The sequence below is a fragment of the Alteromonas sp. ASW11-130 genome, assembly GCF_026183735.1.
GTDB lineage: Bacteria > Pseudomonadota > Gammaproteobacteria > Enterobacterales > Alteromonadaceae > Alteromonas.
In genome coordinates, this window is sequence record NZ_JAPFRE010000016.1 from 130,448 (window position 1) to 144,073 (window position 13,626).

Consider the following 13,626-nt stretch of genomic DNA (forward strand, 5'->3'; position numbering starts at 1 on the left):
AATAAATTCCGTAAGCGCGCTTGCACTACCCCGGTGTTATCTACACGCTTTATCTATTTTGATGCCAGTATTTTTCTTACCCTCAGCAAGGTTACATATACGTTGCTGTTTTTGGGTGGATATATCTAATTGACCTCACAAGGTTGAGAATTTAGAGAGATTAAGTTGAGACAGGATATTCAGTTTTTAAGAGGGATCGCAGTTCTATACGTCGTTATATACCACAGCGGTCTTTCATTATTGCCTCAGGGATTTCTAGGGGTAGATATTTTTTTTGTTATATCTGGATTTCTAATTACTAAACTAATTTTAGAGCGCCTCGACAAAAATTGTTTTAGTTTTTCAGATTTTTACTATCGTCGTGCACGCAGGTTGCTGCCAGCGCTTTATTCAACATTAATTTTTACTTCCCTTTTTAGTATTTTCTTTTTAACCAGTATTCAGTTAAATGATTATGTTGATCAGTTTATTGGCGCATTGACATTTAGTGCGAATATGGTGTTGCCTGGTCAAACTGGTTACTTCGAGTCTGAAGCGGAGGGAAAACCACTTCTGCATATCTGGTCGCTATCGCTAGAAGAACAGTACTACTTTCTTCTTCCCTTATTTTTATTTCTTCTTCCTAAGCGCTTCCGTATTTCAGGACTTATAATCGTAACCATCATAAGTGCCGTTTGGTGCTTCATGTGGGTGAGTTCAAGTAATCAGGAGGCACCATTTCTGTGGCGAATTGGCTATGCAAATAAATACGAATGGGCATTCTACCTGCTTCCTACTAGAGCTTGGGAGTTATTGGCTGGTTCAATTTGCGCATGGCTTTATCTAAATCGAGCGTCGATAAAAATCCCTCAATTTATTAAATACCTATCTCTATTTATTATTCTATTGATTGGAGTCATTCAACTGACACCATCGCATCCTGGAGTTGAGTCTGTTATCGTCGTCATAGCGACTTCAATATTGCTACTTGGAAAAGATGGCTGGTTACCCAAAAGTCCTGTTATTACTGCGATAGAGAAAGTAGGGGATTGGTCATATTCGATTTACCTAGTTCACTGGCCACTATTTGCTTTTGCCTTTCTTTCTTTTGTAGGCAACGTTCCAAGTATAGTGGGCTTAGTTCTCATCTTTCTATCTATATTCTTAGGATACTGTCAATTCAGATATGTGGAGACACCATTTCGCTACAAAGAGTTCCGCTATTTATTCAAAAGCTGGAAGGGGATTGCGTCGATAAGTCTGGTTATAGCGATTATTCCATTAAGCCTGTCTTCACACCCGTTATATGACGATTATGCTGACAAAATAAGTGAAATTAGAAAAGTAAATTACGGGTTGGATAAAGAATGTGAGGACTCATTTGAAGATGACGATTCACTTAAACCAGTCTGTCAGAATTCAAACACAATCGACACTGTAGTGTGGGGCGACAGCTATGCAATGCATTTAGTGCCGGGTTTAGTGATCAATAATAAAAATATAGCTCAAATTACAAAAAGCTCCTGCGGACCTTTTTTGGGGATTGCTGCTGTAAACCCAAAACTAACCCGACAATGGGCTCAAGAGTGTATTGCCTACAATGAAAGAGCGCTACAATATATTATTAATACTGACAGCGTAAAAACTGTCGTTATGAGTTCGCCGATAAGACAGTATTTATTCGAGGATCATCAAATTCTCTCTGAAGACGGGTTAACCCCAACCTCTTCCAGTGTGTTAATAGAGGCGTATAAAAAAGGGGTATTGGCGCTGTCGAAGTCAGGTAAAAAGGCTATTTTTATATCACCCCCTCCTGAAGACGGAACCAATATTGGGGAATGTTTAGAGCGAAAATATGGCCCTGCGCTTATTTTTAAAGACAATTGTTCCATTTCAAAGCAAGCGTATTTGACTGAGCAGAAAGCAGTGCTGAAGGTGATGGAAGCGTTTTCAAGAATCTCTAAAGTTATATTGTTAGACGAATATTTATGTGATGAGAGTGCTTGCAAAACAGAGTTTAACGATACTTTTATATACAGGGACGATGGACACTTATCTGTAGATGGGTCAAAGATTATTTTAAGCGGCGTTAATTTGGCTGAGTTTTAGTTAGCTGTTTAACATTTCATTTACGCTCACGCTTACGGTTATGGTGCGACGAATTAATTGCGTAACTTGAGCGCATCATTTGAGCAGTCAAAATTGGTACACCAAGATATGGCAGATGCTATCGATAAATTGGCAAGGCTAATTCGATTTATTGAATTCAAATCTATTGAAAATTCCCTTGGCATATCGTTTCAAATTAGACGGCGAAAATATTTTTCTTTCGCTCGCTTTATTAACGTTAGGGAATAATTCGTCCGGGATGGGCTCATTTAAAAATGTGCAGAGCTTTTCCCAACCATCGCCTTCAGCAAAGTTCATAGTTAAAAAATCGCGTGGTCTGGATTTGAAGTATTCTTTTACTTCATAGATATGCTGAGTATAACGTTTTAGGTAAATGTCCTCGTGCCCCAAGGGGCAGCCTTCTCCGTAAATCCATCTCCTCATCGGGGTACATTTGTCTCCAAAGTGCGTTAGCTGACTATTAATCCAAGCAGTAGGCTTCCTTTCAGTCAGGATAAACTTACTATTGGGGAATGCTGCGTCTAATTCCCGATAGAAAATGGGCCATGGGTTATCTTGAAATGCGTCGTAATTATGAGCTTTTTGCAATGCCATACTTAATGCGTTTTCGGCTATGTTTTCATCGGTAACGCCATCTGGACCTGTAACAGCGTACCCCAATTTCCGCATTGCAACAGTAAAGCTAGAGGTACCTGTTTTATGGAATCCGACACAAAAAACTTTGGTTTTTTTTCGCATATATATGTCCCTTGGAGCGAAGCTTTTTACTATTTTCAGCTGCTTCTGTTACGTTTGATTTAGTCCTGCCAACCCTATAGCAAAGTAGCGTGATATTCTTATGATTTTACGATAAACAAAAAGCCGCCTGAACGGCGGCTTTAAAATGTTAATACGTTTTATTGACGTCTCTTACGAGACAAACCAGCTAAGCCGAGTAAACTTACAGCGAAAATAGCAAGTGTAGAAGGCTCTGGCGCTTCAACCGCGCGGATAACGATTTGGGCATCAAGAACGTTCACGCCTCTTTCGCGAGTAGCGAAACCAACGTTATCATCGTCAAACACCACGTCTAAACCACTTAAACGAGTGATAAGTTCGTAATCGGTGTGCCAGATTGAAGCATCAACACCAGCGACGGTAAACTTAACCGAAAAGTCAATGAAACCTGGGCCACTATCCACTATGTTAAGGTCAGAACCATCACCATCTTCAAAGCCAATAATTTTAAAGATATCGGAGCAGCCATTTTCGTTGATTGAGCCAACGGTACCAGAATCTGGACCAAACGGGCAGGTTCCATCACTATCAAGCCCCACGTTCGGTGTTTCCCAGAAGTCAACCAGGAACTCAAGTTCAGGTGCGCTTACCGTTGCTCCTGCAGGCAAGACTGCCTCTAGACGAATACCGTTTCTAATAGTGACGGTATCAAGAAATTCACCTGTAACTGGAAAGTTGTCATGGCGAAGTGCAGTACCTTGTTTGAAAGCGGTAGTGTAATCCCCTCCAATGCCAACAGTTTCAGCGACGCCCTGAGGTGCGCCTCCGTTGATGTCCACCAAGTCGCCATCATCATCCCAAGTCTGCGTGCTATCTTGGTCAACTGGCGAATTGATGCCTAGGCAGCTCTGTCCGGCAGGGGTTACAGCATCTCCCCAACAAAGATTATCTGGTAAAGAGCCTGTCGTTAAAATTGACGGGCCGAAATCAGAACTACTCCCAGAAGATACAACAGGATTCGTTCCTGAACCTTCAGATGTCCAATCATCGAACCCCCCTTCGGCAATGAAGTTCCAGTCTTCAATTAACATCGGTTCTGCAAAAACAGATGTGCTTGCAGTTAGAACAGTTGCCGCTGCGATAAGATTTAACTTTTTCATACTTTTAAGATTCCTTTTTCTTTCGAAAAATTGCGATTACCTATGCCCCGTTTTAAATTGTGCATGGCTTGTGCCAAATCTTTATGGTGCTGAAAAGTAAAGTAAAAAAAAATTGATTTTTTTTGTTTTTTCATGAACTGTAAAAAAAATAGACAGTTATTTGGGGTTTAGCGCAATCCGCTTTGCAATTCTGAACATGATCTTTGGCAATAGGCCTCTGTTCCCCATCGGACGCCATGTTTTAACTAATTTATTGCGATAAGCATCGAAATGCATGCCGTAGGGCGCACTTACTATCGGGCCGCGTTGCAGCAGGATTTTTAATGCATAGGATTCTGCCATCCCTGCACATAGATTTACTGCCATGACGGTTGAAGGACCTTTCTGCGCTTTAAAATCTACTGTGGAATCATCGACTAGGTAGTTTCGTTGCAACATTGCGGGGGATAGCCCAATTAAAAACTGTATAAGTTGTTCTTCTTCGGAGGTTTTATCTTCAAATCTGAAATATTCTTCGTAGGTCATTTGCCCTGGCATAAAGCAAAGCAGTGCGCAGCCTAGGCCTAAAGGTGCGGCTGTGACTACTGGTATTCCTAATTCATAACATCGCTTGAAAACTAGTTTGCGTGCGGCAAGTGCAAAAAAATCGAGGCTATCTATATAAAGATCAACCTCTTTTAGGAACTCGTCGACGTTAGATTTGTTGATACCGGAGGGGAAGGAATTAACCTGCATTTCAGGGTTAATGTCTTTTACCATTTCGTCCATCACCTGGCATTTATCCTGGCCTAGTGTTGACATAAAGGCCCCAAATTGACGGTTGAAATTATGGATATCATATTGATCAAAATCAGAAATGTTAAGGGAACCTATGCCTAGTCTAGCAAGCGTCAACATATGCAAACTGCCCACTCCACCTGCGCCCGCTACGGCTACACGCGCGTTGCGTAGAGTTTCCTGTTCTTGTTGCGTCACCCAACCTATATTGCGCGAATAAGCTTTTTGATAGTTAAACATGGAACTCCTCACACATAGTTTTTACAAAAATAGTTTGATAGCGGTATGTACAATTTCGTTAATTTTAAGTGTTAAATTTTCTGACAGTATTAACAAAAATGTTCAGTGATTGCTTTTTAACCACAGTAACCCGTTGTTTGAAACTGTTACCGTCAATATGGTTTGACCTGCATAGTATAACTCGGCATCCGTTTTTTTTGGTTTAAACTTGGCTGCATTAGCTTTATACCATTTCTCCATAAGGTGTGATCAGCGCAATGAAAAAGCAATGCAGCTATTGAAGACGGGCTAAAGAAGGCCGGCAACCGTCTTGCGAGCATGTTTTCAATAGGGAAATTATACTGTTTTTTCCATTCAGGTGCGGCTTTTCAACTTTGTTAAGACTGCCGTTTATCACGGGGTTAGTTAAATTAAACCTGTGCAAACATGGCTGCTCTGAAGTTGGATTGTTCGCACGAAGAGAGCAAAAATTTCGGGCGACGAGCAATAGTAGTGATCCTTTAGCAAACAAATCCGTTAAGGTAAAACGAAAAATACTGCACATAGTTCGTTTTGCATTTTCCATCCCGCATAAACTATGACATTATCTTTGGCAGTTTTTATAGTTAATAAAAAAATCGCTAAACAACTTTTTATCTTTACTGGTAGTTAATGATATGGCACATGATTTTAAGAAAATTGGGATAGTTGGCTTGGGCTATGTAGGTTTACCTCTGGCGGTAGCGTTTGGCAAAAATGATTATACGTTGGGCTTCGATGTAAATCTCAAAAGAATAAAAGAACTACAAGCTGGTGATGACTTGACCGAAGAAGTTTCAGATGAAGAGTTGGCTGCAGCTAAGCATCTATCTTTTTCTTCAGAGCCAGAAGCATTAAGTGAATGTGACGTCATTATAGTGACTGTTCCTACGCCGATATACCAAAATAAACAACCCGACTTTACCCCCTTGATAAAAGCCAGTGAAACGATTGGTAAATTTATCCAACCGGGAACCGTAGTGGTATATGAGTCGACGGTTTTCCCTGGCGCCACCGAAGAAGTGTGTTTACCAGTTATAGAAAAAGTATCGGGCAAGAAACTGAACCAAGATTTTTATGCGGGCTACAGTCCAGAGCGGATAAACCCAGGCGACAAAACGCGTAAGCTTTCAAGTATCGTAAAAGTAACGTCCGGTAGCACACCTGAAATTGCTGAACGTGTCGATAATCTTTACAAGTCTGTAATCACTGCGGGCACACATAAAGCGTCCTCTATAAAAGTCGCTGAAGCCTCAAAAGTGATCGAAAATACCCAACGAGATCTAAACATTGCGTTAATCAATGAATTTGTGATGATATTCGAACGCATTGGTATTGATACGGAAGAAGTATTAGAAGCAGCCGGAAGCAAGTGGAACTTTTTACCCTTCAGACCAGGACTAGTGGGTGGCCATTGCATCGGTATAGACCCCTATTATCTGGTACACAAAGCAGAAGAAGTAGGACATCATCCGGATGTCATATTGGCTGGTCGACGTATCAACGACAGAATGGGCGAGTACGTGGTAAATCGCCTGGTTAAAGCAATGATAAAAAAAGATATCAAGGTGAGCGGTGCAAATGTTCTGCTGCTTGGCATCACATTCAAAGAAAATTGTCACGACATTCGAAACTCAAAGATTGTTGATATTGCACATGAACTGCAAGACTATAACGTTAATTTAACGATTTGGGATCCATGGGCCAGAGCAGATGAAGTTCAGCACGAATATGGTCTTGAATTGATAGATAAGCCCGAACCCAAAAAATATGATGTGATAATTGCGGGTGTAGGTCACAACGAGTTCAAGGCGCTAGGAGAGCAAGGGCTGGCTAACCTTAAAAAGGATGGGGCGCTTGTGTTTGATTTGAAATATATCTTTGACAAGAGGATTGTTGACGAAAGGCTTTAAGGAGCTTCATGCATATTCTTGTAACAGGCGCCGCGGGTTTCATCGGCGCCGCAGTTTGCAAACAACTGCTTTCCCGCAATGACACAGTCGTGGGTATTGATAATTTAAACGATTATTATGATGTTTCTTTAAAACAAGCCCGTATAAACGCTATACAGCAAGACTTCACGGCCGAAAAATTTCAATTCGTTGAAATGGGAGTAGAAGATCGCGACAAAATGACTACCCTGTTTAAAGCACAGGAATTTGACCGCGTGGTCCATTTGGCGGCCCAAGCGGGGGTGCGATACTCTATAGAAAATCCCCATGCGTATATTGACTCGAACATTGTTGGCTTTACGAATGTTCTTGAAGGATGCAGGTATACTAAGGTTGAACACCTGGTCTATGCTTCCTCCAGTTCCGTTTACGGTGCCAATGAAAAGATGCCATTTTCTGAACACCATAACGTAGACCATCCCGTTAGCCTTTATGCTGCAAGTAAAAAGGCCAACGAACTAATGGCGCATACCTATAGTCATTTATATCAGTTACCTACTACAGGTCTTCGTTTTTTTACCGTCTACGGGCCGTGGGGAAGGCCGGATATGGCGCCAATGAAGTTTATAAAATCTATCTTAGCCGGCGAGCCGATTAAAGTTTTTAATTACGGTAATCATCGACGAGATTTTACGTATATTGATGATATTGTTTCCGGGGTTGTTCTCGCCCTAGACACTATAGCTCAGGTAAATCCGGATTGGCAGGGTGAGGCTCCTGAGCCAGCAAGTAGCAAAGCGCCCTATCGAGTTTATAACATCGGTGCGCAAACGCCTGTACATTTATTACGTTTTATTGAAACCTTGGAGAAGGCGTTAGGGCGCGAAGCCGAAAAGGAAATGTTACCCATGCAGTCTGGGGATGTTCCTGATACATTTGCCGATGTTACACTACTGCAAGAGGCTACCGGATATACCCCTACGATGTCGGTGGAGCAGGGGGTGACTAAGCTGGTGAGGTGGTACAGGGAGTTTTATCAGGTATGATACTGGTTCTCCACCCTGTTTGAATCGTTAATTGAATGAGAAGTGTATTTCATTCAGGCGTATTATTGTAGACGTGCCTCGTATTCTGAAAACAATGTAACGAAGAGGATGCGCATTTCTCTTACTTCCTTCGAGAGCGGCTTTTTTGACATTAGACTGCTTTCATTTTGCTTCATTTAACCACATACACCCTTCATACGTAGCACGTTATAAGTTAAAAACCTATCGCTCTGAAGAAGTACATATGGGTACGGGTTAGTATATTAGATCTAGGTTAATAGACAGAGCTATCCTTGCTTTCTAATTTGCTCACGAATTTGATGCAGCATAACCGCAAAATTTGGCTTTAAGCTATTTTGTAAAAGTGGTTGGTTAATATAATAGGGAGCACGTCGGCCGTGGTAATTAATCACCGGTCCGATCTGCTCGAACTTTATGCCTACAAAGCTCATGCTTCGAGCAAGTCGAGGCTCCATCATTACATAGGCATGTTGTACGTCACGTTCAATCGCCGTGGCAGCAGCTGCGAAATATAATCCCACAGCAATAAACGGAAAACACCGAAGCTCTAGCTCAGAGTAAGTTTGCTGATTGATAACACCAACCGCAGCACCGTCGTACTTATCCATTTCCCGGCGACGGAATCGTTTTGGCACCGCGAGTCGAGAAATTTCACAGATATTCAGTCGATTGAAATTACGTGGATTAAGCGAATCGTTGTTGATTGATGAAATACAATACTTTTCTATGGGAAGTTCTTGCCCCTCCTGAGTAGGGCGAACTAACCTAACGGTACCCGCATACTCATCCGTCGTAGTATGTTTAATTAAGCAATGAAGAGAATAGTCATCAAACTCATCGGTTTCCATTCCAGATTCTCTGGCTTCTTCGAAGTTTAGCTCGTCACAATAAACGTTATGCCGAATTCGATAAGACATCTCTTCAAGAGATGGGGAAGATGCGATAACGGGTTCAAGATAGCTTGAAAAGTGGCGGGCAATATACTTCGACTCGCCATACTGGCGATAGCTCCTGTATAGTTTGCCGATGCTGCTGGTCTTCAACTTCCTTGATAAGGAACCGAGCATTTTATCTTTAGAAACCATTCTATATACTACTGCTTCCTCAGGTTGCTATATTGCTGGCTTTGATAAATCTAGTATAGCCATTATTTTATAGTTCACTACTTGATAGTGCATTAATTGTAGGTTGTACGTAAAGCCTTTTCTAAGTAAATTTGTATTAACTTTGTGCTTTCAGTACTTAGCAGCAATCTTTTCACTGATTCAAACAGTTTTTTAATGATGTCATTTTTGAACTCATATACACTGCCGAGACTATCAAATACATACAAAGCGTTAATTTGGATTAGTAGGAATGGTTGTATCAGATTTTCAGAAAAGCGAGACTCAGGCCGAAATTTCACCGTTTGTCTCAATAGTGGTGCCTGCATATAACGAAGAAAAGTACCTCGCACAATGTTTGACATCTCTAACTAATCAAACTTACAGCAAAGAGCGTTATGAAATTATCGTTGTTGATAATGGAAGTACGGACGAAACGGTTCCAATCGCTAAATCGTTTGATGTGAACTTGATTTTGCAGCCAAAAGGCCCTGTAGGGAATGTTAGAAATACGGGCGTAGATAATGCGCAAGGAGATATCATATTTTTCATCGATGCAGATTGTGAAGCAGATGAGAAATGGTTAGAAACGGGTGTAGAGAGTATGTTGCGCGACCCAAAAGTGTATGGTGGCGGTTATCGACTTCGAAAGAACCCTTACTTTCTAGAAAAGTATTGGCTGTTAAATACTTCAGAAGGCGAGCCCCTGCATTCAGAGTTGCTTGGTGGATGTATTGTGATTCAAAAGGATGTTTTCAATGAAGTGGGGCAGTTTGATACTACCGTCACGTCAGGTGAAGACTCGAAGATCACCCAATCCTTATTGCGAGCTGGTTATGAAGTGAAAATGGACCGTAAATATTCCGTAGTGCATTTAGGAAACCCTATTGAAGCCGGACAATTTATTAAACGACAAGTATGGCATTCAGAAAATTATATCAAAGATATCAGAAACTCGATAAAGGACCCTGTTTTTTTACTTACACTGAGTTTCGCAAGTAGTATTTTACTCAGTCTAATGCTACTTCCAATATTAGGGTTTGAAGCACTTTATTTTGTTGGCGTCGCGCTGCTCATCCCTCTAATATTTTCCTTAAAGCGGATCAAGCGCTGTGGCGAGTATTCAAAGATTATGAAGCTGCCATTTATTTACTATCTGGATTTGTTGTACTTGATAGGACGTAGTTTTGGCATTATTAAAGGTTTATCGAAATCCCATTAGAAAAAAGCCACTCTAAGTGAGTGGCTTGAATAAAGTATTATTTAGATTATGTTTACTTCTTAAGTTTTCTGCGGAGCGCAAATAAAGAAAGCATCATTAATCCTAATGTTGCAGGTGTATTTACTTGTGATAAAACAGGATCACGAGCCCATACGTTAAGATGCGATATACCTTTATCTAATAGTCCTGCGGTACTAAACGTTCCGTAAAATTCGTATGGCGTTCCGAAGTTAAGATTAGTGGGATCATTTTCTATTGCAAAAATATCATCAAAATCGAAAGAATAAATCGCTAAACCAGCTCCGCTACTGACACTTCCGGCTTTAATAGAAAATACCAGTTGGTCAAATACCGCAGGGCGGCCCAACGCATCTTGTATATCCAAAATAACATTCGGGTCGTCACTTAATTTCAATGACCAAGTACCTGACTTGCATTCGTCAGTCTGGTCACACATAAACTCGATAGACAAAAAATTGCCTATGTTATAGGCACCAGCGCCGGAACCCACATCAGAGTATGAGGTCAGTTCTAATTTGCCATCAGCGACATTTCCACCAAAACGGGCTAAGTGAATATAGCCTGGGTCGGTAAAGCTGCCATTATTATCCAAATCTTGCAAATCTGCGCTAGAGATTAAGCCATTTACAATAGGATCGAATGATGAACCTCTGTGTTCCTCGCCATTTAAGTAGCCGTCACCCCATTCACCGATATTTGGACTTGGCGCACTTCTACCACCTGCATCATCATTATCGTCATTATTTATACACAGCGATGCATCATATGACTGACTTAATAGTCCATTGCCTGGTGATGGATCCCCGTCACCGGCATTTGCGATAGCTTCTAGCGTTACGTCACTATTATTGCACGAAGCGACCGCCGCTACCTTAACCTTAATCGGCTTGGCCACTGCAATTTGTGCGCTTAGGGCGCAAACTGCAGACATCCCTATCAAACTGCGAATTACGATATTTTTCAACATTTGGATCCTCCCCATTTATCATTCATGAGAGGTGGAGCAAAAATTGAACCAAATTGTATCTTATTGATAAATATTGCATTAATTTTTACGATTTTTTAAAGTGTAAAAAAAACTAACACCTGTTCGCTTCGCTAGTTCGCATTTAGTTTCATTTTCCTGCGCATGTCATGTAATACAAACTCGGTATAGCCGTTGGGTTGCTGTTGTCCCTCCATAATTAATTTTTTAGCCGCTTGAAATCCATAGGAGTTTTGGGGGGCTGGTCCCATTGGTAAATAATGGGGGTCATCCTTGTTTTGTTCATCGACCAGGCTAGCCATCTTTAACATACATTGTTCAATCTGTGCCGCGTTAACGAGGCCATGTAGCAACCAATTCGCAATATGTTGTGAGGAGATACGCAAGGTGGCGCGGTCCTCCATAAGTCCGATATGATTAATGTCAGGCACCTTTGAACAACCTATCCCCATATGTACCCAGCGGACAACATAACCCAAAATTCCTTGAACATTGTTGTCGAGTTCGTGTTGAATTTGCTGTGGTGTCAGGTTTTTTTCCAGTAGTGGAATGGTCAAAATTTCGGGTCGCGCTGCAATGCTGACATCAACTATATTGTTATGTTTATCGAATACATCAACTTGATGGTAATGAAGTGCATGCAGTGTGGCAGCGGTAGGCGAGGGAACCCATGCGGTCGTTGCTCCCGCCAAAGGATGCGATATTTTACTTGTCATCATTGTAAGCATGTCGTCTGGTACAGGCCACATACCCTTACCAATCTGTGCTTTACCGGATAGGCCGCACGCAATTCCCGTTGCCACGTTAGAGCGCTCATAGGCTCCAATCCAAGGCAATGTTTTTAGATCTGCTTTGTCAGCAAACGCACCCGCATGCATTGAAGTATGGATCTCATCGCCTGTTCTATCTAAAAAGCCGGTGTTGATAAAAACGACACGATTGGTAGCCTGCGCGATACACGCTTTTAAATTAACTGAGGTTCTGCGCTCTTCATCCATTATCCCCATTTTTAGGGTAAATCGTTCAAGACCTAATGCGTCTTCTATTGAAGCAAATAGTTCATTGGTATATGCAACTTCATCTGGGCCGTGCATTTTAGGTTTTACAATATAAATACTTCCTTTGTCTGAGTTTTTATACTTTGTATTCCCTAAAATATCGTGCTTACCAATTAAAGACGTTATAACACCGTCTAAAATGCCTTCTGGCACGGGCTCGTCATTTAATAAAACTGCGTCAGAATACATGTGGAGTCCCACATTTCTAACAAACATCAAGCTTCGACCTGATAAACATAGTGGTGACTTGGCGGAATTGAACGGGGATGGAGTAAACGTTTTGTCGTTCTGCATTGTTCTGGTAATGCTTTTACCGTTTTTTTGCAGAGTTGTGGAAAGTGTACCCTTCATTAAGCCTAGCCAATTGCTGTATACCAGTACCTTATCTTCCGCATCCACAGCCGCTACTGAATCTTCACAATCCATAATAGTGGAGAGAGCAGACTCTAAGGTGACGTCTTTTATGCCCGCTGGATCGGATTTGCCTACAGGGTGGGTGCTGTCAAACGCTATTTCCAGATGAAGACCATTGTGGCGGAACAACAAAGACGAGGGCGCGCTTAATTCGCCAGTAAATCCTTGCCATTGTTCAATATCTGCAAGTTGGGTAGAGTTTTTATTTGATAGATGAATTACAAGGTTGTCATTTTCAATCGTATAAGCAACCGCATCTCTATGACTACCGGTCGCAAGCGGTAGCATTACATCTAGCCATTCTCTTGCTTTCTCAATGACTTTTTGTCCCCTGATGGGGTTATATTGTGTGCCCGTCTCGGCACCATCGTCGTGAGCGATGACGTTTGTACCATATAACGCATCGTAAAGACTTCCCCATCGTGCGTTACAGGCATTCAGCGCATAGCGTGCATTATTAATGGGGACGACTAATTGGGGGCCCGCCATGCTACAGACTTCATCATCTACGTTTGATGTGGAAATAGTGCAATTTTCAGGTTCCTCAGCTAAGTAGCCTATTTCTTCTAGGAAATTAACATAGTCTGGCCCCATGATTGGCCGCTTGGCTTTATGATAGCCATCTAACTTTTGTTGAATGGTTTCACGATATTTAAGTAAAGCGTTATTCCGCGAGGTGTATTGTTGAAGGATTTGTTCCAGAGACAGCCAGAAATGTGCCTCGTCTACCTGTGAACCAGGCAGGGCTTGGTCGTTAATAAATTTATGTAGCGGTTGGGCAATTTTTAGTTGCCCTCGATTGACATACTTCTGCATATACACCTCGATAACTGAAATTACCTG

General features: G+C 41.6%; 10 protein-coding genes. 4 read left to right on the forward strand and 6 right to left on the reverse strand.

Going from position 1 to position 13,626, the window contains the following annotated elements; translation table 11 throughout:
- The first annotated feature begins 165 nt into the window (after positions 1-165).
- Positions 166-2,088: an acyltransferase family protein gene (locus OPS28_RS05645; protein ID WP_265608485.1), complete on the forward strand. Its 1,923-nt coding sequence runs from the start codon at positions 166-168 to the stop codon at positions 2,086-2,088.
- A 138-nt stretch (positions 2,089-2,226) separates the two neighbouring features.
- Here OPS28_RS05645 and OPS28_RS05650 read toward each other — a convergent pair whose 3' ends face one another.
- From OPS28_RS05650 to OPS28_RS05660, 3 genes are all read right to left on the reverse strand, one after another.
- The gene (locus OPS28_RS05650; RefSeq protein WP_265608486.1) at positions 2,227-2,847 is read right to left on the reverse strand and encodes a sulfotransferase family protein; all 621 of its coding nucleotides are present in this window, start codon (positions 2,845-2,847) and stop codon (positions 2,227-2,229) included.
- Positions 2,848-3,005: 158 nt separating this feature from the next.
- The gene (locus OPS28_RS05655) at positions 3,006-3,986 is read right to left on the reverse strand and encodes a THxN family PEP-CTERM protein (RefSeq protein ID WP_265608487.1); all 981 of its coding nucleotides are present in this window, start codon (positions 3,984-3,986) and stop codon (positions 3,006-3,008) included.
- Between the two features lie 156 nt (positions 3,987-4,142).
- The gene (locus OPS28_RS05660; protein ID WP_265608488.1) at positions 4,143-5,003 is read right to left on the reverse strand and encodes a ThiF family adenylyltransferase; all 861 of its coding nucleotides are present in this window, start codon (positions 5,001-5,003) and stop codon (positions 4,143-4,145) included.
- A gap of 656 nt (positions 5,004-5,659) precedes the next feature.
- Between OPS28_RS05660 and OPS28_RS05665 the strand changes: the two genes are divergently transcribed.
- Together OPS28_RS05665 and OPS28_RS05670 are read left to right on the forward strand one after the other, a co-directional pair.
- Complete coding sequence (locus OPS28_RS05665) at positions 5,660-6,934, forward strand: nucleotide sugar dehydrogenase (RefSeq protein ID WP_265608489.1); 1,275 nt, start codon at positions 5,660-5,662, stop codon at positions 6,932-6,934.
- An 8-nt stretch (positions 6,935-6,942) separates the two neighbouring features.
- Complete coding sequence (locus tag OPS28_RS05670) at positions 6,943-7,959, forward strand: NAD-dependent epimerase (RefSeq protein ID WP_265608490.1); 1,017 nt, start codon at positions 6,943-6,945, stop codon at positions 7,957-7,959.
- A 287-nt stretch (positions 7,960-8,246) separates the two neighbouring features.
- On the opposite strand, the gene OPS28_RS05675 is transcribed toward OPS28_RS05670, so the two are convergent.
- Entirely contained in the window at positions 8,247-9,065 is an 819-nt protein-coding gene (locus OPS28_RS05675) for a PEP-CTERM/exosortase system-associated acyltransferase (RefSeq protein WP_265608491.1), read from the reverse strand.
- A 271-nt stretch (positions 9,066-9,336) separates the two neighbouring features.
- Here OPS28_RS05675 and OPS28_RS05680 point away from each other — a divergent pair, with 271 nt between their 5' ends.
- Positions 9,337-10,305 (forward strand): glycosyltransferase, encoded by a 969-nt coding sequence (locus tag OPS28_RS05680; RefSeq protein WP_265608492.1) that lies wholly within the window; start codon positions 9,337-9,339, stop codon positions 10,303-10,305.
- Positions 10,306-10,357: 52 nt separating this feature from the next.
- On the opposite strand, the gene OPS28_RS05685 is transcribed toward OPS28_RS05680, so the two are convergent.
- On the reverse strand, positions 10,358-11,293 hold the full coding sequence (locus tag OPS28_RS05685; RefSeq protein WP_265608493.1) for a hypothetical protein: 936 nt from the start codon (positions 11,291-11,293) through the stop codon (positions 10,358-10,360).
- Between the two features lie 131 nt (positions 11,294-11,424).
- A complete protein-coding gene (locus OPS28_RS05690; RefSeq protein ID WP_265608494.1) occupies positions 11,425-13,599 on the reverse strand; it encodes a malate synthase G in 2,175 nt (724 codons plus the stop codon).
- Positions 13,600-13,626: the final 27 nt, after the last annotated feature.

Excerpts from the sequence above, each read along its gene's own strand:
- OPS28_RS05650 (WP_265608486.1), bottom strand. The coding sequence starts at position 2,847 with ATGCGAAAAAAAACCAAAGTTTTTTGTGTCGGATTCCATAAAACAGGT.
- OPS28_RS05655 (WP_265608487.1), bottom strand. The coding sequence starts at position 3,986 with ATGAAAAAGTTAAATCTTATCGCAGCGGCAACTGTTCTAACTGCAAGC.
- OPS28_RS05660 (WP_265608488.1), bottom strand. The coding sequence starts at position 5,003 with ATGTTTAACTATCAAAAAGCTTATTCGCGCAATATAGGTTGGGTGACG.
- OPS28_RS05665 (WP_265608489.1), top strand. The coding sequence starts at position 5,660 with ATGGCACATGATTTTAAGAAAATTGGGATAGTTGGCTTGGGCTATGTA.
- OPS28_RS05670 (WP_265608490.1), top strand. The coding sequence starts at position 6,943 with ATGCATATTCTTGTAACAGGCGCCGCGGGTTTCATCGGCGCCGCAGTT.
- OPS28_RS05675 (WP_265608491.1), bottom strand. The coding sequence starts at position 9,065 with ATGGTTTCTAAAGATAAAATGCTCGGTTCCTTATCAAGGAAGTTGAAG.
- OPS28_RS05680 (WP_265608492.1), top strand. The coding sequence starts at position 9,337 with ATGGTTGTATCAGATTTTCAGAAAAGCGAGACTCAGGCCGAAATTTCA.
- OPS28_RS05685 (WP_265608493.1), bottom strand. The coding sequence starts at position 11,293 with ATGTTGAAAAATATCGTAATTCGCAGTTTGATAGGGATGTCTGCAGTT.
- OPS28_RS05690 (WP_265608494.1), bottom strand. The coding sequence starts at position 13,599 with ATGCAGAAGTATGTCAATCGAGGGCAACTAAAAATTGCCCAACCGCTA.